Genomic DNA, 22200 nt, shown 5'->3' on the forward strand with positions numbered 1-22200 from the left:
GGTTACCTTGCTGCGACAGCCTACAAAGTTGTGTAGATACCTAAGCTGCGATGGCGGTGCATCAGCGGATGATTCTTTGCTGACACACCGCCATCGCAGGCAAGCCCGCTCCCACATTTGTTTTGCATTGCCGCCCGGATACGTTCTGTAAAACCTCCCCCGCCCCGCTCCATCTCCCCTCGTCTACCCTTGAAAAAACCGCAGGAAGCGGCCCTCCCATTCAAGGAACGAGCATGTCCCTCGCCATCGTCCACAGCCGCGCCCAGGTCGGTGTAGAAGCCCCCGCCGTCACCGTCGAAGTGCATATGGCCAATGGCCTGCCGTCTCTCACCCTGGTGGGCTTGCCCGAAACCGCAGTGAAGGAAAGCAAAGACCGCGTGCGCAGTGCCATCCTCAATTCGGCGCTGCAATATCCGGCCCGCCGCATCACACTCAACCTCGCGCCCGCCGACCTGCCCAAGGACGGCGGGCGTTTTGATCTGGCGATTGCCCTGGGCATCCTGGCGGCCAGTGTGCAGGTGCCGGCCTTGACGCTCGATGACGTGGAGTGTCTTGGGGAACTGGCGTTGTCCGGCGAGGTGCGTGCGGTGAAAGGGGTATTGCCGGCCGCGCTGGCAGCGCGCAAGGCCGGGCGCACCGTGATAGTGCCGCGCGCCAATGCCGAGGAGGCGTGCCTGGCGTCGGGGTTGAAGGTGATTGCGGTGGATCACTTGCTGCAAGTGGTGGCGCACTTGAATGGGCATGTACCGATTGAGCCCTATAGGTCCGACGGCTTGCTGTACTTGAACAAGCCTTACCCGGACCTGAGTGAAGTACAGGGCCAACTCGCGGCCAAGCGCGCATTGCTGATCGCGGCGGCGGGCGCGCATAACCTGCTGTTCAGCGGGCCACCGGGTACCGGCAAGACCTTATTGGCCAGCCGGCTACCGGGCTTGCTGCCGCCATTGAGCGAGCAGGAAGCGCTGGAGGTGGCCGCAATCCAATCCGTGGTCAGCCTGGCCCCTCTGAGCCATTGGCCCAACCGCCCGTTTCGCCAGCCGCACCACTCGGCATCCGGGCCGGCGCTGGTGGGTGGCGGCTCGAAGCCACAACCGGGGGAAATCACCCTGGCCCATCACGGGGTGTTGTTCCTGGATGAGCTGCCAGAGTTCGATCGCAAGGTGCTGGAGGTGCTGCGTGAGCCGTTGGAGTCGGGGCATATCGTAATCTCCCGGGCCCGAGACCGTGTGAGTTTCCCGGCGCGCTTTCAACTGGTCGCGGCGATGAACCCCTGCCCTTGCGGCTACATGGGCGAGCCCAGCGGGCGTTGTCGGTGTACACCGGAGCAGATCCAGCGCTATCGCAACAAGCTCTCCGGGCCGTTGCTGGACCGGATTGATTTGCACCTGACCGTCGCGCGGGAGGCCACTGCCCTGAGCCCCACACAACAGGCGGGCGATACCACGGCCGATGCCTCGGTGCGGGTAGCGCAAGCACGCGAGCGTCAGCAGCGACGCCAGGGGTGTGCCAATGCTTTTCTGGACCTGCCGGGGCTGCGCCAGCACTGCAAGCTGCCAAAGGTCGACGAGGGTTGGCTGGAGACCGCCTGCGAGCGACTGACACTGTCACTGCGGGCGGCCCATCGACTGCTGAAGGTGGCGCGCACCCTGGCGGACCTGGACCAGATGGACGCCATCACCCGTGACCATTTGAAGGAAGCCCTGCAGTACCGCCCCACATCCGTGACTTGAGCCTTACGCAATATCAATGTGGGAGCGGGCTTGCTCGCGAATGCGGAGTGTCAGTCACCCATTTGCTACTGATTTACCGCATTCGCGAGCAAGCCCGCTCCCACAATTTGTTTGGCGGTGCGTCAGCGAAACCGATCCACCTCATGGCGCAAGCCTGCTGCCAAGGTCTCCAGTTCCTTGGCGGTAACCGCCAGGTTCGACACCACTTCGCGCTGCTCGCTGTTGGCCAGCGCAATGCTCTGAAGGTTGGCGCTGAGCAAGGTCGCGGTGCTGCTCTGCTCCTGGGTGGCGGTGGTGATCGCAGCAAATTGCTGGCCGGCCGAGCGGCTTTGCTCGTCGATACGCGCCAGGGCCGAGGCCACGTCGGCGTTGCGCGACAGGCCTTCCTGCATCAGCGCATTACCATGCTCCATGGTGCTGATGGCGTTGCCGGTTTCCTGCTGGATGCTCTGGATCATGCCGGAAATTTCATCGGTGGCCTGGCGGGTGCGCGAAGCCAGGTTGCGCACTTCGTCGGCGACCACGGCAAAACCACGGCCTTGCTCACCGGCACGGGCGGCTTCGATGGCGGCGTTGAGCGCCAGCAGATTGGTCTGTTCAGCGATGGCGGTAATTACGCCGACGATCCCGCCGATTTCCTGGGAACGCTGGCCCAGGGTGTTGATCACGGCAGCGGTGCTGTTCAGCGCGGTGGCGATATGTTCCAGGGACGATGAAGCCTCTTGCATCGAGGTACGGCCGATACGGGTTTGCTGGGCATTCTCTTGAGCCAGGCGCTCGGTGTTGCCCATGTTGTCGGCAATGTTCAGCGAAGTAGCACTGAACTCTTCCACCGCACCGGCCATGCTGGTGATCTCGCCGGACTGTTGCTCCATGCCTTCGTAGGCACCGCCGGACAAGCCCGACAGCGCCTGGGCGCGGCTGTTGACCTGTTCGGCGGCGGTACGGATATGCGACACCATGGTCGACAGCGCCTCACCCATCTGGTTGAAACTACGCGCCAACTGGCCGATTTCGTCATGGCTGGACACATTGAGCCGCGCACTCAAATCCCCCGCACCCAGGGCCTGAGCCTGGCGTACCAGCTCGCTCAATGGCGCCAGCTTGCTGCGCAACAGCCACACCGTGGCGCCCACTGCCAGCAACATCGCCAACACGCTGCCGATCACCAGGCGGATGCCGACTTCCCAGGTCACGGCGCGAATCTCAGCCTTGGGCATGCTCGCTACCACCGCCCAAGGGCCGCCTTCGAACGGCACCGAGACGCTATAGAAATCTTCGTTCTTGTCGCTCCAGAAACGGCCTGCACCCGGCTTTTTCGCCAGGTCGAGCATCACGGCAACCGCCTGATCCGGCGCTTGCACGCCAGCCGGCGGCACCAGCCAGTGCTTTTGCTCATCGAGCAGCGCGAGGGAGCCGGTCTGGCCAATGCGGAAGTGCTTGAGGTTTTCAAACTGGGCGTTCTGGGCATCGGTGTAATCGAAACCGATGAACAGCACGGCAATGACCTGGCCACTACTGTCACGCACGGGGCTGTATTGGGTCATGTAGGAACGGTCGAACAACACGGCACGGCCGATGTAGGTCTGCCCGCTCACAACGCGCTGGTAGGCCGCGCCCTGACGGTCAAGCACGGTGCCAATGGCGCGATTGCCATCCTGCTTGGTCAGGGAGGTGCTGACGCGGACAAAGTCGTCGCCGCTGCGCACGAACACCGTGGCCACGCCACCGGACATCTGCTTGAACTCATCCACTTCTTCGAAGTTGTTGTTCAGCACCTCGTTGCCCAGGTAGAGGCTCGGCGTCTGCACGCCGGCCACGGCCACGGGCTGGTCCGCACGCACACTCAAGCCGGCACCGAAGCGCTTTTCAAACAGCCCGCTCAAACGCTGGGTGCTTTCGCGCAAGGTGCTGTGGAAGGTGTTGAGTTGGTCGGCGAGCAAGCGCGCCTCGCTGGCCAGGTGTTCCTCGCGGGTGGCGAGGTTGGCGGAGTCGAGGGTACGCAAGGCAAAGACCGTACTGCCACTGATGACGACAGCGAGAATCACGGCGAGTGCGAGGCCTAACTGGGAGGCAATCCGGGCACGGGGTTGAGACATGACAGCTCCTGGCCGAGGCCAGGATCATCCTGATCTCATAGCGCTGCTCGGCAAATTATCTAGTGGGAAACGTTGATGCACGATGGTTCCAACCCCCTTCTTCGGCGGCATCTGGCAATACTTGAGCGAATCACAGGGGTATCCCGCAAACGATTGCACTAACAACTCGCCGCCACTCAATCGAGGCGTTCGACCTGGGGCAATTCCATCGCCTTGACTTCCCCCTGAAGAAATTCCGCCAGCCGTCGCAAGCGCTCCCCACCCGGACGAGTTTTCGGCCATACCAGGTAGTAGCTTTCTCCGCTGGCGACCGCCGTCGGCCAAGGCAGGCTCAAGCGCCCCTGTGCTACATCTTCGGCCACCATCAGCAAATCACCCATGGACACGCCATAGCCTCGGGCGGCGGCGATCATGCCCAGCTCAAGCGTGTCGAACACCTGCCCACCCTTGAGTGAAACCTGAGACGACAGCCCCATGCGCTGCAGCCAGTAACGCCAGTCTCGGCGGTCCGGGGTCGGGTGCAGCAGTTCGGCGGTTGCCAACCGCGTCACGTCCCAGGGACCGTCGTCCAGCAGATTGGGCGCTCCCACCGGGATGAGCATTTCCGCAAACAGATAACTGGCCTCCCAGTCCGCCGGAAAGTGCCCGTTGCTGAGCAACACCGCGCAGTCGAACGGTTCTTGGTTGAAGTCCACTTCATCGATGCTCATCCACGCACTGGTGAGCTGCACCTCATTGCCTGGCTGCAAGGCGCGGAAGCGACTCAGCCGCGCCAGCAGCCAGCGCATGGTCAAGGTGGACGGCGCCTTCATGCGCAGGATGTCATCTTCGGCATTCAAGGTATGGCAAGCACGCTCGAGGGCAGCGAAGCCTTCCCGTACGCCAGGCAGCAACAAACGCGCCGCTTCCGTGAGCTGCAACGTGCGACCGCTGCGCTGGAACAACCGGCAGGCGAAATAATCTTCGAGCGTGCGGATATGCCGGCTGATAGCACTTTGGGTAATCGACAATTCTTCAGCCGCACGGGTAAACGAGTGGTGGCGGGAGGCGGCCTCAAATGCCCGCAAGGCGTAAAGAGGAGGAAGACGACGGGACATGCTGAAAGCTCCGACTGCGCAATCTGGAAACCCTACCAGAATCGCTCAAGTATGAGTTTTAATCATGCAAACGATCGCTTTTATCCTTTTGTGCAATGCGCTGAATGCGCCGAGAATCAACCCTTCCCCACTGTCCTGACTATTCGAGTGTGATGATCATGCAACATCCGGCACGTACCGAACTCTGGGCCATTCTGCGGCTATCGGGGCCGTTGATTGCCTCACAGTTGGCGCACATGCTGATGGTGCTGACCGACACCCTGATGATGGCGCGCCTGAGCCCCGAGGCCCTGGCCGGCGGAGGCCTGGGCGCGGCGAGCTATTCGTTCGTGGCGATCTTCTGCATCGGCGTGATTGCAGCCGTGGGCACCCTCGTCGCCATTCGCCATGGCGCCGGCGATATCGACGGCGCCACTCGCCTGACCCAGGCCGGGCTGTGGCTGGCGTGGTTGATGGCCCTGGCGGCGGCGCTGCTGCTATGGAACTTGAAGCCGGTGCTGTTGATGTTCGGCCAGACCGAAACCAACGTGCAGGCAGCCGGGCAATTCCTGACGATCCTGCCCTTTGCCCTGCCCGGCTACCTGAGCTTCATGGCCCTGCGCGGCTTTACCAGCGCCATTGGCAAGGCCACCCCGGTGATGGTGATCAGCCTATGCGGCACCGTGGTCAACTACCTGCTCAACCATGCGCTGATCGAAGGCATGTTCGGCCTGCCGAAACTGGGCCTGATGGGCATTGGCCTGGTGACCGCCATCGTCGCCAATGGCATGGCGCTGGCATTGATGTGGTACATCCGCAGCAACCGCGCCTACGCCGCTTACCCGCTGGGCACCGGCCTGCTGCGTCTGAATACCCACTACCTGCGCGAACTGTGGCGCCTGGGCCTGCCGATTGGCGGCACCTATGCGGTAGAGGTCGGGTTATTTGCCTTTGCGGCGTTGTGCATGGGCACCATGGGCAGCACACAGTTGGCGTCGCACCAGATCGCCCTGCAGATTGTGTCGGTGGCCTTCATGGTACCGGCGGGGATGTCGTACGCGGTGACCATGCGCATCGGTCAGCACTACGGCGCCGGGCAGTTGCTGCAAGCACGCTTGGCCGGGCGGGTCGGCATAGGGTTCGGCGCCATGGTGATGTTGGGATTTGCCGCGGTGCTGTGGCTGTTTTCCGACCCGCTGATCGGACTGTTCCTCGACCATGACGACCCGGCATTCCATGACGTCATCGTCCTGGCGGTAAGCCTGCTGGCCGTCGCCGCCTGGTTCGAATTGTTCGACGGCGTGCAAACCATCGCCATGGGTTGTATCCGTGGCTTGAAGGACGCCAAGACCACCTTCCTGGTGGGGTTGGGTTGCTATTGGCTGATTGGTGCACCGTCGGCCTGGTTGATGGCGTTCACCCTGGGCTGGGGGCCAACCGGCGTCTGGTGGGGCCTGGCACTGGGCCTGGCGTGTGCGGCGGTGAGCCTGACCTGGGCGTTTGAGGCGAAGATGAAACGGATGATTCGGCAGGAGCCGGATGCTCCTGTTGGATTCCAAGCGGCACTGCCTGACTAGCGAATGCACGCGGTCCATGTGGGAGCTGGCTTGCCTGCGATAGCGGTAGTGAATCCAACACCGCCATCGCAGCACAGGATCTACACAACTTTGTGGGTTGTAACAGCAGACGGTAACCACGATGCGAAGCGAGTCGCTCTTGATCTGCTTTTGATCTCAGGCGCCCCGTTAAACCACGCTGGCCGAACGCAGGCTTGAATTCGTGGGTAACCCGGCAGGACGCCGGGTTAGCCGCCCCGCGCCATGGATGGCGCGTGGCGGCGGCCCACGAATTCAAGCCTGTGTTCGGGCACACCGAGCCCAAGCGAGGTGCCGAGTGGTGGGGCAAGAGCGCTTTGCTTACTTTCGCGCTTTTCGAAAGTGAGCCGCCGTCAGGGCGGAACCCTAAGTAGCCGTTACCGCAGCAATGGATATATACCCAATCCAACTGTGTCGCCTGCCAGGCCGCCTTCGCGAGCAAGCCCGCTCCCACAGTGGGATCGTTGGAGTGTCAGGTAGATAGGCGTCGGCTGCCAGGCCGCTATCGCAGGCAAGCCCGCTCCCACATTTGAACCACTTTAAAGGCTTAACCCAACAGCGCCTGCTGGCTTTGCCCGAACAGCAGGTATTCCACCAGTTCTGGCAAGGGCAACGGCTTGCTGATCAGGTAACCCTGGACCTGGTCGCACCCAAACAAGCGCAAAAGCTCAAGCTGCTCGGGGGTTTCCACGCCTTCGGCCACCACTTCCAGGTTGAGGTTGTGGGCCAGGTTGATCATGGCGTGCACCAGCTTGCGGTTTTCTTCGCGTTCTTCCATGCCGCCGACAAAACTCTTGTCAATCTTCAACAAGGCAATCGGCAGGCTGTTGAGGTGCACAAACGATGAAAAACCGGTGCCGAAGTCATCCAGGGAAAACCGCACACCCAACCGGCCAAGGGCATCCATGGTCTGTTTGACCAGGTCGCTGCGGCGCATCACGGCGGTTTCGGTCAGTTCGAACTCCAGCCATTGCGCTTCCACGCCGCGCTCGGCAATCAGGCGGCTGAGGGTGGACAGCAACTGGCTGTCCTGAAACTGGCGAAACGACAGGTTGACCGCCATGTGCAGTGGCGGCAGGCCGCGTTCACGCAGGTCTTGCATGTCGCGCAGGGCGCGGGAGATCACCCAGTAACCCAATGGCACGATCAGGCCACTCTGTTCAGCCAGCGGCACGAATTCGCTGGGCGGCAACAAGCCACGCTCGCCGTGGCGCCAGCGCACCAGGGCTTCGAGGCCAACGATATGGCCGTCGTCCAGGTCCAGGCGCGGCTGGTAATGCAGCTCCAACTCATCACGACGCAAGGCCCGGCGCAGTTCGCTTTCCAGGTCGGCAAGGCTGCGGGCGTTGCGGTTGATGCGTTCATTGAAGATATGAAAGGTACAGCCCTGGGTGCTTTTGGCCTGCTGCATGGCGATATGGGCGTGCCACATCAACGGGTCGGCGCCAGCACGGGCGCGCGCATGGGCCATGCCCAGGCTGCAACCGATCAACAGGCTTTCGCCATCTACCCAATAGGGTTCGGCCATCACTTCAGTGATGCGCTCGGCCATCCATTCGGCGCGCTGGGGCGCCCGGCGGGTATCAATCAACAAGGCAAACTCATCGCTGCCCAGGCGCGCCAGTTGGTCCCCGGCTTCGAGCTGGCTCTTGAGCCGCGACACCACTTGCAGGATCAACCGGTCGCCCGCCTGATGACCGAGGGCATCGTTGGCGTGACGAAAATTGTCCAGGTCCAGATGACCGAGGGCCAGGCCACGGCCGTCGTTGTCCGCCAAGCGCGCGGCCAGCAGGGTCTGGAAGCCCTGGCGGTTGGCAATACCGGTGAGCGGGTCCTGCTCGGCCAGGCGCTGCAAGGTGTTCTCCAGCACGCCGCGCTCGCGCACATGCCGCAGACAGCGGCGCAATGTGTCGGCGTCCAATGCCTCCAGCACCAACCAATCGCTGACACCCAGCGGCGACACCAGTGGCTCCTGCTCCAGCAGCAATACACACGGCAGGCTGCACCGGCCGGGGCCGGGCTGCAGGCTGGGCGTGGTCAATAACACAGCACCCTGGTCGTCATCGAACAGGCGGCTCACCGAGTCCCAGTTGGGCGCACTGATCAGCACAGCCCCTTCGCCCATCGGCGCCAGGCACTCGCGCAACAACGCCGCCCACTCGGGCTCATCGGCCAGCAGCAGCAAACGCAAGGGTTCGACAGGCGTAGACACGCTAACTCCCTAGACTCTGCAAAATTTCATTAGCGGTGCCATTATGACGTGCGGCCTGACAATGACAAAGGATGACAAATGATAGGTGTTATCAAACACGTAGACTGTAAATATTAGTCTCGAATAATCCTTAACATCCTGCGGCAAAGTAGCAAAACCGGCAAATTTAGATCGAGTGGTACGTCACACCGTCGTTCTATGGCAGCAGAATCTTTCCAGCCTGTTAAAATGCCCGCCCTTTTGAACAACGACCCCTAAAAATTCCGTATGTCCCGACTCAATCCCCGGCAGCAAGAAGCCGTGAACTACGTCGGCGGCCCTCTATTGGTGCTCGCCGGTGCAGGCTCCGGCAAGACCAGCGTGATCACCCGCAAGATCGCGCACTTGATCCAGAACTGCGGCATCCGCGCCCAGTACATCGTCGCCATGACCTTCACCAACAAGGCGGCGCGGGAAATGAAAGAGCGCGTCGGCACCCTGCTCAAGGGTGGCGAAGGCCGTGGCCTCACCGTGTGTACCTTCCACAACCTGGGCCTGAACATCATCCGCAAGGAGCATGTGCGGCTGGGCTATAAGCCGGGCTTCTCGATCTTCGACGAGACCGACGTCAAGGCCTTGATGACCGACATCATGCAGAAGGAATACGCGGGCGACGACGGCGTCGACGAGATCAAGAACATGATCGGCGCCTGGAAAAACGACCTGATCCTGCCCGCCGAAGCCCTGGAAGCCGCACGCAACCCCAAGGAACAGACCGCCGCCATCGTCTACACCCACTACCAGCGCACGCTCAAGGCGTTCAACGCGGTGGACTTCGACGACCTGATCCTGCTACCGGTCAAGCTATTCCAGGAGCACAAGGACATCCTGGAGAAGTGGCAAAACAAGGTGCGCTACCTGCTGGTGGACGAATACCAGGACACCAACGCCAGCCAATACCTGCTGGTGAAGTTGCTGATCGGCACGCGCAACCAGTTCACCGTGGTAGGCGACGACGACCAGTCGATCTACGCCTGGCGCGGCGCCCGCCCGGAAAACCTGATGCTGCTCAAGGAAGACTACCCCTCCTTGAAAGTGGTGATGCTGGAGCAGAACTACCGCTCCACCAGCCGCATCCTGCGCTGCGCCAACGTGCTGATCTCCAACAACCCCCACGAGTTTGAAAAACAACTGTGGAGCGAGATGGGCCATGGCGACGAGATCCGTGTGATCCGCTGCCGCAACGAAGACGCCGAAGCCGAGCGCGTGGCCGTGGAAATCCTCAGCCTGCACTTGCGCACCGACAGGCCCTACAGCGACTTTGCGATCCTGTATCGCGGCAACTACCAGGCCAAGCTGATCGAGCTGAAATTGCAGCACCACCAGGTGCCGTATCGCCTTTCAGGCGGCAACAGCTTTTTCGGACGCCAGGAAGTCAAAGACCTGATGGCCTACTTCCGGTTGATCGTGAACCCGGACGACGACAACGCCTTCCTGCGCGTGATCAACGTGCCGCGCCGGGAAATCGGCTCCACCACCCTGGAAAAGCTCGGCAACTACGCCACCGAACGCAAGATCTCGATGTACGCCGCCACCGACGAAATCGGCCTGGGCGAACACCTGGACACGCGCTTCACCGATCGCCTGTCACGCTTCAAGCGCTTCATGGACAAGGTGCGCGAACAGTGCGCCGGCGAAGACCCGATCAGCGCCCTGCGCAGCATGGTCATGGACATCGACTATGAAAACTGGCTGCGCACCAACAGCTCCAGCGACAAGGCCGCGGATTACCGCATGGGCAACGTCTGGTTCCTGATCGAGGCACTGAAGAACACCCTGGAAAAAGACGAAGACGGCGAAATGACCGTCGAGGACGCCATCGGCAAGCTGGTGTTGCGCGACATGCTCGAGCGCCAGCAAGAAGAGGAAGACGGCGCCGAAGGCGTGCAGATGATGACCTTGCATGCGTCCAAGGGCCTGGAATTCCCCTACGTGTTCATCATGGGCATGGAAGAGGAAATCCTTCCGCACCGCTCCAGTATCGAAGCCGACACTATCGAAGAAGAACGCCGCCTGGCCTACGTGGGCATTACCCGCGCACGTCAGACCCTGGCCTTCACCTTTGCCGCCAAGCGCAAGCAATACGGTGAAATCATCGATTGTGCCCCCAGCCGGTTCCTGGATGAACTGCCGCCGGACGACCTGGCCTGGGAAGGCAATGACGACACCCCCACCGAGGTGAAGGCCGTTCGCGGCAACACTGCCTTGGCGGATATACGCGCGATGCTAAAGCGCTAGAATCGACTACTTTTTAATCTACTTTCGGCGCACAACGCGCCATTAGAGGAAGCTTTCCGTGGAAGCACTGCACAAGAAAATTCGCGAAGAAGGCATCGTGCTTTCCGATCAGGTCCTCAAGGTTGACGCCTTTTTGAACCACCAGATCGACCCGGCGCTGATGAAACTGATCGGCGACGAATTCGCCGCGCTGTTCAAGGATTCGGGCATCACCAAGATCGTCACCATCGAAGCCTCGGGCATTGCACCGGCGATCATGACCGGGCTGAACCTGGGCGTGCCGGTGATCTTCGCCCGCAAGCAGCAATCCTTGACCCTCACGGAAAACCTGCTGTCGGCCACGGTGTATTCCTTCACCAAGAAAACCGAAAGCACCGTGGCGATCTCCCCGCGCCACCTGACCAGCAGCGACCGCGTGCTGGTGATCGATGACTTTTTGGCCAACGGCAAGGCGTCCCAGGCACTGATCTCAATCATCAAGCAGGCCGGCGCGACCGTCGCCGGTTTGGGCATTGTGATCGAGAAGTCGTTCCAGGGTGGGCGGGCGGAGCTGGACGCCCAAGGTTATCGGGTTGAGTCACTGGCGCGGGTGAAGTCGCTGGCCGGTGGTGTCGTGACCTTTATCGAATAACGTCTGCCTGAACATGGGTAAACATGTGGGAGCGGGCTTGCTCGCGAATGCGCAGTGTCAGTTGATATATTCATCACTGACCCACCGCCTTCGCGAGCAAGCCCGCTCCCACACTTGGTTTTGCGCTGGATTTTAATCCGTGGTGGCCTGCAAGCCCGCCAGCAGCAAGCGTTGATACAGGTCTTCCTTGATGCCCTCCGGCTTATCCAAGCGCATGCGCTGCAAATGCTTGGGAAAGGCCTCCGGCTCCGGCGCGTCGAGTGCCGCCTTGCCCAACTCCAGAATCTCGGTGAGCTTGAATTTGCTCTTGAGCCAGTTCAGCGCCCGCAACAAATCCCGCTCCTCATCCGTGAAGTCGCTGCCCAAGGGGTATTCCGGGAACAGGCGACGATGCTTGGCCTGAATCGCCTGAAGCCGCTCTGGCGTGTTGTCGGCAAAACGCGGATCCAGTTGGAAATCCTTGGGCAATTTGCCGGCCTTTTGCGCCTGTTCAATCAAGTCGCGCTGGAACCTGGAGTCGGTGATGTTCAGCAGCGCTTCGATCACCTTGGCATCCGTCTGGCCGCGCAAGTCGGCAATGCCGTATTCGGTAATGACAATATCCCGCAGGTGCCGGGGAATGGTGCAGTGCCCGTACTCCCAGACAATATTGGAACTGACCTCTCCCGCCGACTCACGCCAGCTGCGCAAAATCAGGATTGAGCGTGCGCCTTCCAGTGCATGCCCCTGGGCTACGAAATTGTACTGCCCACCCACACCGCTGAGCACGCGACCGTCTTCCAACTGATCGGCCACGCCCGCGCCGAGCAAGGTGACCATGATGGCGCTGTTGATAAACCGCGCATCCAGGCGCTGCAAGCGCTTGAGTTCTTCCTGGCCGTACAGCTCGTTGATGTAGCTGATGCGGGTCATGTTGAATGCCTGGCGCTTGGCGTGGGTCATTTCCTGCAGGCGCTGGTAAAAACTGCGCGGCCCCAGGAAGAAACCGCCATGGATCGCCACGCCGTCGGGTTGCGCGGCGTCGTCCAGGGCGCCCGCGTTGGCCTGCGTCTGGGTCGCCACATCCGGGTAGACCTTGCGCCGCACAATACCGGCATCGGCCAATACCAGCAGGCCGTTGACGAACATCTCGCTGCAACCGTAAAGGCCACGGGCAAACGGCTCGACACCGCCTTCGCGGCTGATCAACGGCGCCCACTGGTACACATCCAGGTCGGTGAGCAACAGGCGATAGGCCTCGTTGTCGGCTTGGCGCGCCAGCAAGGCAGCGGTCAGCGCATCGCCCATGGAGCCGATACCAATCTGCAACGTACCGCCATCACGCACCAGGGTACTGGCATGCAGGCCGATAAAATGGTCTTGAAAGCCCACCGGCATATTCGGCGTGGAGAACAACGTGGTGCTGTCTTTTTCATCCAGCAGGTAGTCGAACTCATCCATGCCCAGCTCGGCATCACCGGGCATGTAGGGCAAGTCGCTATGGACCTGGCCAACGACCAGAATGGTCTCCCCGGCCGCGCGGCGCTTGGCGATCATGGGCATCAGGTCGAGGGTGATATCCGGGTTGCAGCTCAGGCTCAGGCGGTCGGGATGCTCGCTGCTACTGGCAACCAGTTGCGCCACCAGGTTCAGGCCGGCGGCATTGATGTCGCGCGCCGCATGGCTGTAGTTGCTGCTGACGTAATCCTGCTGCGCCGCGGCGCTGTGGAGCAGGCTGCCAGGCTGCATGAAGAATTGCTGCACACGGATATTCTTCGGCAGGCTGCCCTTGTGCAGGTCGGCGAGAAAGTCTAGTTCGGGGTAGTCGCCAAACACCCGTTCGATAAAGGGTTCGAGAAAGCGTTTCTGCAAGCCATCCCCCATCGTCGGGCGACCCAAGCTCAACGCGGTGTAGATAGTCAGCGCCCGCTCCGGCAACTTGGCGATGCGCCGGTACAGCGCGTTGACGAACAAATTGGGCTTGCCCAGGCCCAAGGGCATGCCCATGTGGATATGCGCCGGCAGGCGCTCCAGTACGTCGTCAACTGCTTGCTCGATTGAACACAACTGCACCATCCGACTGCTCCCGAACATTCCATGAATTGGAGTTGGACCGAGCTTGCCGGGTCTTTGCTGCAATGAACAGCCTCAATACATAAATCGCAGGCACAAAAAAGCCGCTCGTAAGCGGCATTTTTGGCGAAGATCGGCCGATTACAGCCCGGACATCTTCTTGATCGCACCCTTGAGGTCGTCATCCGAGCAATCAGCGCAGGTGCCTTTAGGCGGCATGGCGTTGATACCGGTGATGGCCTTGGCCAGGATGCCATCAAGGCCACCTTGATGGTCGGCGCGTTCTTTCCATGCGGCGGTGTCGCCAATTTTCGGCGCACCCAACAAGCCCGTGCTGTGGCAGGCATTACAGTGCTTGGCGATGATCTCGTCCGGGGTTTTCGCGCCACCGCCGCCCGCTGCCACGGCGACTTCCATGCCCTTGCATTCCTGGCCCTGGACGCAAACCTGGCCCACAGGCTCCAGGCGCTTGGCAATGTCGTCGTTGGTCGCAGCTTGAGCGCTGACAGCCCATAGGGCCAGTACGGTTGCTGGTGCAGCCAGCATTTTCATAATTAGGTTCACGCGTTCACCCTCAATGGTGGCTATTCACGCCTGCGGCCACGGTTTCGCAGGCGGCGAAAGTATAACGGTTAGCCCGCTCGGCCGAAACAACCCTATTAAATAAAGGGAGATTCGGCCTCACGGTGTACAACTGCGGGAACCTCTGCAACGCTGGCAGGGCGCCTCTATTCTTAAAAGTTCGCGGGGGTGGCTGCGCTGATTAGTCGCGCCGGCACGTCGAACGGATTGCGAAAACGATGGGGCTTGGTACTTTCAAAGTAGTAGCTATCGCCCGCCTCGAGCACAAAAGTTTCAAGACCGACCACCAATTCCAGGCGACCTTCCACCAGAATCCCGGTTTCTTCGCCTTCATGGGTGAGCATTTCTTCGCCCGTGTCGGCACCTGGCGGGTAGATCTCGGTGAGAAACGCGATGGCCCGGCTCGGGCGCGCCCGGCCCACCAGTTTCATGGTGACGGCACCGTCAGAGATGTCGATCAGCTCATTGGCTTTATAGACGATCTGCGTCGGTATTTCCTGGAGGACTTCCTCGGAGAAGAACTCGACCATGGACATGGGGATACCGCCCAGCACCTTGCGCAGGGAGCTGATCGAGGGGCTGACGCTGTTTTTCTCGATCATCGAAATGGTGCTGTTGGTGACACCCGCACGCTTGGCGAGCTCACGCTGGGAAAGACCTTTGAGTTTACGGATGGATTGCAGTCGTTCGCCGACGTCCAATGCAGGAGCCTCCTAGGATTCAGGCTTTGTTGTAATTGAGCGTTATCATGGCGACAGCGTTCAGTATTTACAACACTTGGGCCTAAATCCCGGCCTGCTCGGTTCGTTGCCGGCGGCTAAGCGCCGCAATAGAGCCTTGGCACTCGGCGCAGGTTGCAAAAAATCTGATAGGGGATGGTCTCGGCGGCGACGGCAACGTCACTGGCGAGGATGTGCTTGCCCCACAGTTCCACAGTGGAACCGAGGCCCGCTTGGGGCAAGTCGGTGAGGTCGACACACAGCATGTCCATGGACACGCGCCCCAGCAACCGGCTGCGCTGGCCAGCCACCAGCACCGGTGTGCCGGTCGGCGCATGGCGCGGGTAACCATCGGCATAGCCCATGGCAACCACACCGACGCGCATCGGCTTGGGCGTGACGAACCTGGCGCCGTAGCCCACCGGCTCACCGGCTGGCAATTCGCGCACGCAGATCACTTTGGACTCCAGGGTCATCACCGGCTGCAAGCGCGCGGCGAGTGCCTGGTCTTCGCCAAAGGGCGTTGCGCCGTACAGCATGATGCCGGGGCGCACCCAGTCACTGGACACGCTCGGCCAGCCCAATACAGAGGGTGAGTTGCGCAGGCTGACTTCAGCCGCCAGCCCCTGACGCGCCGCCTCGAAGACCGTTACTTGTTCGTTGCTGCTGACGCAATCGAGCTCATCGGCGCGGGCAAAATGGCTCATCAACACAATTTTCGCCACTTTGCCGCTGGCCAGCAGGCGCTGATAGGCCTCCTGGTAATCCTTGGGGTGCAGGCCCACACGGTGCATGCCCGAATCCAGCTTCAGCCACACTGTGAGCGGTTTGCTCAGGCGCGCCTGTTCGATGGCCTCCAACTGCCACAACGAATGCACCACGCACCACAAATCCTGCTCGATGATCAGCGGCAACTCGTCGGCTTCGAAAAAACCTTCCAGCAGCAACACCGGCGCACGAATGCCGGCGGCTCGCAGTTCCAGCGCTTCCTCGATGCACGCCACGGCAAACCCGTCAGCTTCGGCTTCCAGCGCCTGGGCCACGGGCACCGCACCATGGCCGTAGGCATCGGCCTTGATCACGGCAAGGGCCTTGGCCCCGGTGACTTCTCGGGCCAGTTGGTAGTTATGGCGCAGGGCTTGGAGGTCGATCAGGGCACGGGCTGGACGCATGGCGGCAGGCTTCTAGGCAGCAAAGTAAAAAAAACCGGTGCCGACCAACAACCTCGGCACCGGGAGAGGGATCGTTGTTAAGGCAGCGCAGCCACGACAGACAGCTCTACCAGAATCTCGGGTTCGCACAGCTTGGCTTGCACGGTGGCGCGGGCCGGGGCGACGCCTTTGGGCAGCCATTTGTCCCATACCGCGTTCATCAGGGCGAAGTCGGCGTCAATATCCTTCAGATAGATCGTCACCGACAGCAACTTGGTCTTGTCGGTACCGGCAAGGTCCAGCAAGCGCTCGATATTGGCCAGGGTTTCACCGGTCTGTTGTTCAATCCCGGCGCTCATATCGTCGCCGACTTGCCCTGCCAGATACACGGTACCGCTGTGGACAACGATCTGGCTCATGCGCTCATTGGTGAGCTGGCGCTGGATTGACATGTTGTGCGGACTCCTGGTGGTTGCCATAACGGGAAATATCGAGGCCTGCGGCGCTGATCTGCGGCGTTTTTTTCGCCATCAGGTCGGCCAGCAAGCGACCGGAACCACAAGCCATGGTCCAACCGAGGGTACCGTGGCCTGTGTTCAGGAACAGGTTCTTGAACGGCGTGGCACCCACAATCGGCGTGCCGTCCGGGGTGGTCGGGCGCAGGCCGGTCCAGAAACTGGCTTGGGCCAGATCGCCGCCCTGAGGATAAAGGTCGTTGACGATCATCTCCAGGGTTTCGCGTCGCCGCGGGTTCAGCGACAGGTCAAAACCGGCTATTTCAGCCATGCCACCGACGCGAATGCGGTTGTCGAAACGGGTGATCGCGACTTTGTAGGTCTCATCGAGAATGGTCGAGGTCGGCGCCATTGCCGGGTTGGTGATCGGCACAGTCAGCGAATAACCCTTGAGCGGGTACACCGGCGCCTTGATCCCGAGTGGCTTGAGCAGCTTGGGCGAGTAACTGCCGAGGGCCAGGACATAGCGGTCGGCGGTTTCCAGCTTGCCGTCGATCAGCACACCGTTGATGCGGTCGCCTGCGTAGTCCAGGCGCTGGATGTCTTGTTCGAAGCGGAATTCCACGCCCAATTGTTTGCACATGTCGACCAGGCGCGTGGTGAACATCTGGCAATCGCCCGTCTGATCGTTGGGCAGGCGCAGGGCCCCGGCGAGGATATCGGTGACGCTGGCCAGCGCCGGTTCAACCCGCGCAATGCCGGCACGGTCGAGCAATTCGAACGGCACACCGGACTCTTTCAGCACGGCGATGTCCTTGGCGGCGCCATCGAGCTGGGCCTGGGTGCGGAACAATTGGGTGGTCCCGAGGCTGCGGCCTTCGTAGGCAATGCCGGTCTCGGCGCGCAGTTCGTCGAGGCAGTCGCGGCTGTACTCGGACAGGCGCACCATGCGCTCCTTGTTCACCGCATAGCGGCTGGCCGTGCAGTTGCGCAGCATCTGCGCCATCCACAAGTATTGATCGATATCGGCAGTGGCCTTGATCGCCAGCGGCGCGTGGCGCTGAAGCAGCCATTTGATGGCCTTGAGCGGCACACCCGGCGCGGCCCATGGCGAGGCGTAGCCAGGGGACACCTGGCCGGCGTTGGCGAAACTGGTTTCCATGGCAGCGGCAGGCTGACGATCAACCACCACAACGTCGAAGCCGGCCCGCGCCAAATAGTAGGCACTGGTCACCCCAATGACGCCGCTACCCAAGACCAGAACGCGCATTTTTATATCCTCATCGCGGGCTTGGCCGCTGACGTGTGTTATTCGAGCAATGATGGGCGCAGTGTAAAAAACAATCGGCAGTGCATTTCACTATATAAATGCCTATATTTGGCGACAATTCTTGGCAAAAACCCTTTTGACAGAGGCGTATCCCCTATGCGTACCAACACCCAGACCAAGCGGGAGCTGGACAAGATCGACCGCAATATCCTGCGCATCCTGCAAACCGACGGGCGTATCTCGTTCACGGAGCTGGGGGAAAAGGTCGGACTGTCCACCACGCCCTGCACCGAGCGCGTGCGGCGCCTGGAGCGCGAAGGGATCATCATGGGCTACAACGCACGGCTCAATCCCCAGCATTTGAAGGGAAGTTTGCTGGTATTTGTCGAGATCAGCCTGGATTACAAGTCGGGTGACACCTTTGAAGAATTTCGTCGCGCGGTGCTGAAACTACCCCATGTGCTTGAGTGCCACCTGGTGTCGGGGGATTTCGACTACCTGGTGAAAGCGCGCATTTCCGAGATGGCGTCGTACCGCAAATTGCTGGGCGATATCCTGCTCAAGCTCCCTCATGTGCGCGAATCCAAGAGCTATATCGTGATGGAAGAGGTGAAAGAGAGCCTGAACCTGCCGATTCCGGACTGACCCACTGACACAACACGGTCAAATGTGGGAGCTGGCTTGCCTGCGATAGCGTCGGTTCAGAGGCATAGGTGCTAGCTGACCCACCGCTATCGCAGGCAAGCCAGCTCCCACAGTTTTAACCGAGTACATCCGCTAGACCAGCACCTGCCGGGTGCTCGCCATGTACTCGTGAATCTGCTTCTCCACCCGCGGATGAATCAGCTCCACCGGCCGGCGGCCATTAGGGCACGGCAAGGTCTTGGTGGTGCCGAACAGGCGACAGATCAGCGGCCGCTCGTCATACACCGTGCAGCCCTTGGGCCCCAGGTGCACGCAGTTCAGCTCGTCCATCGCCGCCTCTTGCTCGGCGGCGGTCTTGCGCGGCAGGCGCGACATTTCCTCGGGCGAGGTGGTCACCGGCCCACAGCAGTCGTGGCAACCCGGGACGCACTCAAACGAAGGAATCTGGCGACGCAGCGCGCTGATTTTCTGACTGTTGCAACTCATCGAAACCCATACCGAACGGCGAATAGACGTGGATTCTGACGCAAAACGCCCCGCGCAGACAGCGTCGTGCGACCACTGTATCCTGCGTCAAATTTTCCAGACAGGGAGGTTCCCCATGACCGCCAGCGCCCGGCACACCGCTTCCTACTACGCTGCCAGCAGCGTGCCGCAACCGGATTACCCGACGCTGACGGGTGAGGTGAACGCCGATGTCTGTGTGATCGGCGGGGGGTTCTCCGGGCTCAACACCGCCCTGGAATTGGCCGAGCGCGGCTTTCGCGTGGTGTTGCTGGAGGCGCGCAAGATCGGCTGGGGCGCCAGCGGGCGCAATGGCGGCCAGTTGATTCGCGGTGTCGGCCACGGGCTGGATCAGTTCACCCAGGTGATCGGCAGCGACGGCGTGCGCCAGATGAAGCTGATGGGCCTGGAAGCCGTGGAGATCGTGCGCGAGCGTGTCGAGCGCTTCCAGATCCCCTGCGACCTGACCTGGGGCTACTGCGACCTGGCCAACAAACCCCGCGACCTGCAGGGCTTGGCCGAGGATGCCGAAGAGCTTCGCAGCCTGGGTTACCGCCACGACGTGCGCCTGTTGCAAGCCAGCGAGATGGGCACGGTAATCGGCTCTGATCGCTATGTAGGCGGCATGATCGACATGGGTTCCGGCCACCTGCACCCGCTGAACCTGGCACTGGGTGAGGCCGCCGCTGCCCAGCAGTTGGGCGTGGCGCTGTACGAGCAATCCCAAGTGACCCGCATCGACTATGGCCCTGAGGTCAAGGTGCATACCGCCCAAGGCACTGTGCGCGCCAAAACCCTGGTACTGGCGTGCAACGCCTACCTGAACGGGCTCAACCCGCAACTGAGCGGCAAGGTGCTGCCCGCCGGCAGCTACATCATTGCCACCGAGCCCTTGAGCCAAGCGCAAGCCATCAGCCTGTTACCGCAGAACATGGCCGTGTGTGACCAGCGCGTGACGGTGGATTACTTCCGCCTGTCCGCCGACCGTCGCCTGTTGTTCGGCGGCGCCTGCCACTACTCCGGTCGAGACCCCAAGGACATCGGCGCCTACATGCGGCCGAAGATGCTGCAGGTATTCCCCCAATTGGCTGACGTGAAGATCGACTACCAATGGGGCGGCATGATCGGCATCGGCGCCAACCGCCTGCCGCAAATTGGCCGCCTGGCCGATCAACCCAACGTGTATTACGCCCAGGCCTATGCCGGCCATGGCCTCAACGCCACGCACCTGGCGGGCAAGCTGTTGGCCGAGGCCATCAGCGGCGAGCAACAGGGGCGCTTCGATCTGTTCGCCCAAGTGCCTCATATCACCTTTCCCGGCGGCAAACACCTGCGTTCGCCGCTGCTGGCCCTGGGGATGCTCTGGCACCGTCTCAAAGAACTGCTCTGATCAATCGCGCCAGAAGGGTTTCAAACCCTCACGGCGCGCCTGCTCGGCGGTCAGCCCGATGTCGCGTAACTGCTCGCGGCTCAGGTCCAGCAGGGCCTTGCGCGTATGGCGACGGCGCCAGAACAGACTCCAGCGGCCAGGCGCAGGGGCAGTGATCACCTGTTCCTGCGCCATTTCCAGTTCCTGACTGCGTAACGCCAGCCGTACATCGCTCATGCCGCTCATTTGACTGCCCCTCATTGGCCTGTTGCCTTGAGTGACCAGCATGCGCGGGCGGCCAGAACCATGACAGATTCAGCAAACTTTTATTAAACCCATACAGATACTCCCTCTGCGCGGCTGAATCCTGTATTTTGCCTCTATCTGTACTGGTCCCTCGGGAGTGAGCACCATGACCCTTTACGTCAACCTCGCCGAATTGCTCGGCACCCGCATCGAACAGGGCTTCTATCGGCCGGGCGATCGGCTGCCTTCAGTGCGGGCTTTGAGCGTGGAGCATGGGGTGAGCCTGAGCACCGTGCAGCAGGCGTATCGGTTGCTCGAAGACAACGGTTTGGCGACGCCCAAGCCCAAGTCGGGCTATTTTGTGCCGGTGGGCCGTGAACTGCCGGCGCTGCCCGAAATAGGCCGCCCGGCCCAACGGCCAGTGGAGATCTCCCAGTGGGACCTGGTGCTGGAACTGATTCGTGCGGTGCCGCGCAAAGACGTCATACAGATGGGTCGGGGCATGCCGGATGTACTGTCGCCTACCTTGAAGCCGCTGCTGCGTAGCCTCGCCCGTGTCAGCCGCCGCCAAGACCTGCCGGGGCTGTATTACGACAACATCCTCGGCTGTATGGAGCTGCGTGAGCAAATTGCCCGGCTGTCATTAGATTCTGGCTGCCAACTGAGCGCCGAAGACATCGTGATCACCACCGGTTGCCACGAAGCCCTCTCCGCCAGCATTCACGCGATTTGTGAGCCCGGCGATATCGTCGCGGTGGATTCGCCCAGCTTCCACGGCGCCATGCAGACCCTCAAGGGCCTGGGCATGAAAGCCCTGGAAATCCCCACCGACCCGCTCACCGGCATCAGCCTCGAAGCCCTGGAACTGGCGCTGGAACAGTGGCCGATCAAAGTCATCCAGCTCACCCCAAACTGCAACAACCCCTTGGGCTACATCATGCCGGAAGCGCGCAAACGCGCCTTGCTGACCCTGGCACAGCGCTTTGACGTGGCGATTATCGAAGACGATGTGTATGGCGAACTGGCCTACAGCTACCCGCGCCCGCGCACCATCAAATCCTTCGATGAAGACGGCCGTGTGCTGCTGTGCAGCTCCTTCTCCAAAACCCTGGCGCCCGGCCTGCGCATTGGTTGGGTCGCACCGGGACGCTACCTGGAACGGGTGCTGCACATGAAATACATCAGCACCGGTTCTACGGCCACACAGCCGCAGATCGCCATTGCCGAATTCCTCAAAGGCGGGCATTTCGAGCCGCATTTACGCAGGATGCGCGCCCAATACCAGCGTAATCGCGACTTGATGCTTGATTGGGTCAGCCGTTATTTCCCCGCTGGCACGCGCGCCAGCCGGCCCCAGGGCAGCTTCATGCTGTGGATCGAACTGCCTGAAGGGTTCGACACCTTGAAGCTCAACCGCGTGCTGTTGGAACAAGGCGTACAGGTGGCGGTGGGCAGTATCTTCTCAGCCTCCGGCAAGTACCGTAACTGCTTGCGCATGAACTACGCTGCCAAGCCAACGGCGCAGATTGAAGAGGCCGTGCGCAAGGTGGGTGCAGCCGCTGCGGCATTGCTTGCAGAAGCCTGAGC

General features: G+C 61.3%; 18 protein-coding genes. 7 read left to right on the forward strand and 11 right to left on the reverse strand.

The annotated features are described in order from the left end of the window. Positions 1–233 precede the first annotated feature (233 nt). Positions 234–1730, forward strand: a complete 1497-nt coding sequence (locus A7K61_RS16530) for a YifB family Mg chelatase-like AAA ATPase (protein ID WP_069557949.1) — start codon at positions 234–236, stop codon at positions 1728–1730. A gap of 122 nt (positions 1731–1852) precedes the next feature. Here the strand turns inward: A7K61_RS16530 and A7K61_RS16535 are convergent, their stop codons facing one another. After that, positions 1853–3829, reverse strand: coding sequence for a methyl-accepting chemotaxis protein (locus tag A7K61_RS16535; RefSeq protein WP_069557950.1), 1977 nt, complete (start codon positions 3827–3829; stop codon positions 1853–1855). Between the two features lie 176 nt (positions 3830–4005). Continuing rightward, entirely contained in the window at positions 4006–4926 is a 921-nt protein-coding gene (locus A7K61_RS16540) for a LysR substrate-binding domain-containing protein (RefSeq protein ID WP_003195439.1), read from the reverse strand. Between the two features lie 152 nt (positions 4927–5078). On the opposite strand from A7K61_RS16540, the gene A7K61_RS16545 reads away from it, so the two are divergent. Continuing rightward, a complete protein-coding gene (locus tag A7K61_RS16545) occupies positions 5079–6482 on the forward strand; it encodes a NorM family multidrug efflux MATE transporter (protein ID WP_044269818.1) in 1404 nt (467 codons plus the stop codon). A 565-nt stretch (positions 6483–7047) separates the two neighbouring features. Here the strand turns inward: A7K61_RS16545 and A7K61_RS16550 are convergent. Then, positions 7048–8712 (reverse strand): bifunctional diguanylate cyclase/phosphodiesterase, encoded by a 1665-nt coding sequence (locus tag A7K61_RS16550; protein ID WP_020302860.1) that lies wholly within the window; start codon positions 8710–8712, stop codon positions 7048–7050. Between the two features lie 267 nt (positions 8713–8979). On the opposite strand from A7K61_RS16550, the gene rep reads away from it, so the two are divergent. Together rep and A7K61_RS16560 are read left to right on the forward strand one after the other, a co-directional pair. Then, on the forward strand, positions 8980–10989 hold the full coding sequence (gene rep, locus A7K61_RS16555) for a DNA helicase Rep (protein ID WP_003195444.1): 2010 nt from the start codon (positions 8980–8982) through the stop codon (positions 10987–10989). Between the two features lie 58 nt (positions 10990–11047). Beyond that, positions 11048–11620 (forward strand): xanthine phosphoribosyltransferase, encoded by a 573-nt coding sequence (locus A7K61_RS16560; protein WP_003195447.1) that lies wholly within the window; start codon positions 11048–11050, stop codon positions 11618–11620. Positions 11621–11752: 132 nt separating this feature from the next. On the opposite strand, the gene A7K61_RS16565 is transcribed toward A7K61_RS16560, so the two are convergent. From A7K61_RS16565 to dadA, 6 genes are all read right to left on the reverse strand, one after another. Then, positions 11753–13675 carry an acetyl-CoA hydrolase/transferase C-terminal domain-containing protein gene (locus A7K61_RS16565; RefSeq protein ID WP_069557951.1) on the reverse strand — a complete coding sequence of 641 codons (1923 nt, stop codon included), beginning with the start codon at positions 13673–13675 and terminating at the stop codon, positions 11753–11755. A gap of 138 nt (positions 13676–13813) precedes the next feature. Next, a complete protein-coding gene (locus A7K61_RS16570) occupies positions 13814–14224 on the reverse strand; it encodes a cytochrome c5 family protein (RefSeq protein WP_003195451.1) in 411 nt (136 codons plus the stop codon). Between the two features lie 182 nt (positions 14225–14406). Next, the gene (locus A7K61_RS16575) at positions 14407–14955 is read right to left on the reverse strand and encodes a cupin domain-containing protein (protein ID WP_044269825.1); all 549 of its coding nucleotides are present in this window, start codon (positions 14953–14955) and stop codon (positions 14407–14409) included. Between the two features lie 116 nt (positions 14956–15071). Continuing rightward, positions 15072–16145, reverse strand: a complete 1074-nt coding sequence (gene alr / locus A7K61_RS16580; RefSeq protein WP_032894547.1) for an alanine racemase — start codon at positions 16143–16145, stop codon at positions 15072–15074. A 77-nt stretch (positions 16146–16222) separates the two neighbouring features. Beyond that, entirely contained in the window at positions 16223–16576 is a 354-nt protein-coding gene (locus tag A7K61_RS16585; protein WP_044269829.1) for a RidA family protein, read from the reverse strand. Then, the gene (gene dadA, locus A7K61_RS16590) at positions 16548–17849 is read right to left on the reverse strand and encodes a D-amino acid dehydrogenase (RefSeq protein ID WP_003195458.1); all 1302 of its coding nucleotides are present in this window, start codon (positions 17847–17849) and stop codon (positions 16548–16550) included. Before dadA ends, A7K61_RS16585 begins: the two co-directional genes overlap by 29 nt. Before the next feature lie 156 nt (positions 17850–18005). Here dadA and A7K61_RS16595 point away from each other — a divergent pair, with 156 nt between their 5' ends. Then, positions 18006–18494: an Lrp/AsnC ligand binding domain-containing protein gene (locus A7K61_RS16595; RefSeq protein ID WP_003176896.1), complete on the forward strand. Its 489-nt coding sequence runs from the start codon at positions 18006–18008 to the stop codon at positions 18492–18494. A 132-nt stretch (positions 18495–18626) separates the two neighbouring features. Here the strand turns inward: A7K61_RS16595 and A7K61_RS16600 are convergent, their stop codons facing one another. Further along, positions 18627–18980: a YkgJ family cysteine cluster protein gene (locus A7K61_RS16600; RefSeq protein WP_003195461.1), complete on the reverse strand. Its 354-nt coding sequence runs from the start codon at positions 18978–18980 to the stop codon at positions 18627–18629. Between the two features lie 115 nt (positions 18981–19095). Between A7K61_RS16600 and A7K61_RS16605 the strand changes: the two genes are divergently transcribed. Further along, complete coding sequence (locus tag A7K61_RS16605) at positions 19096–20388, forward strand: FAD-binding oxidoreductase (protein WP_069557952.1); 1293 nt, start codon at positions 19096–19098, stop codon at positions 20386–20388. Here A7K61_RS16605 and A7K61_RS16610 read toward each other — a convergent pair whose 3' ends face one another. After that, positions 20389–20613, reverse strand: coding sequence for a DUF1127 domain-containing protein (locus A7K61_RS16610; RefSeq protein WP_069557953.1), 225 nt, complete (start codon positions 20611–20613; stop codon positions 20389–20391). Between the two features lie 166 nt (positions 20614–20779). On the opposite strand from A7K61_RS16610, the gene A7K61_RS16615 reads away from it, so the two are divergent. Then, positions 20780–22198 carry a PLP-dependent aminotransferase family protein gene (locus A7K61_RS16615; RefSeq protein ID WP_044269838.1) on the forward strand — a complete coding sequence of 473 codons (1419 nt, stop codon included), beginning with the start codon at positions 20780–20782 and terminating at the stop codon, positions 22196–22198. Positions 22199–22200: the final 2 nt, after the last annotated feature.

Source organism: Pseudomonas sp. AP42 (assembly GCF_001728935.1).
In the GTDB taxonomy this organism is placed as follows: domain Bacteria; phylum Pseudomonadota; class Gammaproteobacteria; order Pseudomonadales; family Pseudomonadaceae; genus Aquipseudomonas; species Aquipseudomonas lactis.

Bases quoted from the DNA above. Each gene is read 5' to 3' on its own strand.
- rep (WP_003195444.1), top strand. From the start codon at position 8,980: ATGTCCCGACTCAATCCCCGGCAGCAAGAAGCCGTGAACTACGTCGGC.
- dadA (WP_003195458.1), bottom strand. From the start codon at position 17,849: ATGCGCGTTCTGGTCTTGGGTAGCGGCGTCATTGGGGTGACCAGTGCC.
- A7K61_RS16600 (WP_003195461.1), bottom strand. From the start codon at position 18,980: ATGAGTTGCAACAGTCAGAAAATCAGCGCGCTGCGTCGCCAGATTCCT.
- A7K61_RS16535 (WP_069557950.1), bottom strand. From the start codon at position 3,829: ATGTCTCAACCCCGTGCCCGGATTGCCTCCCAGTTAGGCCTCGCACTC.
- A7K61_RS16605 (WP_069557952.1), top strand. From the start codon at position 19,096: ATGACCGCCAGCGCCCGGCACACCGCTTCCTACTACGCTGCCAGCAGC.
- A7K61_RS16585 (WP_044269829.1), bottom strand. From the start codon at position 16,576: ATGTCAATCCAGCGCCAGCTCACCAATGAGCGCATGAGCCAGATCGTT.
- alr (WP_032894547.1), bottom strand. From the start codon at position 16,145: ATGCGTCCAGCCCGTGCCCTGATCGACCTCCAAGCCCTGCGCCATAAC.
- A7K61_RS16565 (WP_069557951.1), bottom strand. From the start codon at position 13,675: ATGGTGCAGTTGTGTTCAATCGAGCAAGCAGTTGACGACGTACTGGAG.
- A7K61_RS16540 (WP_003195439.1), bottom strand. From the start codon at position 4,926: ATGTCCCGTCGTCTTCCTCCTCTTTACGCCTTGCGGGCATTTGAGGCC.
- A7K61_RS16610 (WP_069557953.1), bottom strand. From the start codon at position 20,613: ATGAGCGGCATGAGCGATGTACGGCTGGCGTTACGCAGTCAGGAACTG.
- A7K61_RS16615 (WP_044269838.1), top strand. From the start codon at position 20,780: ATGACCCTTTACGTCAACCTCGCCGAATTGCTCGGCACCCGCATCGAA.
- A7K61_RS16545 (WP_044269818.1), top strand. From the start codon at position 5,079: ATGATCATGCAACATCCGGCACGTACCGAACTCTGGGCCATTCTGCGG.
- A7K61_RS16595 (WP_003176896.1), top strand. From the start codon at position 18,006: ATGCGTACCAACACCCAGACCAAGCGGGAGCTGGACAAGATCGACCGC.
- A7K61_RS16530 (WP_069557949.1), top strand. From the start codon at position 234: ATGTCCCTCGCCATCGTCCACAGCCGCGCCCAGGTCGGTGTAGAAGCC.
- A7K61_RS16570 (WP_003195451.1), bottom strand. From the start codon at position 14,224: ATGAAAATGCTGGCTGCACCAGCAACCGTACTGGCCCTATGGGCTGTC.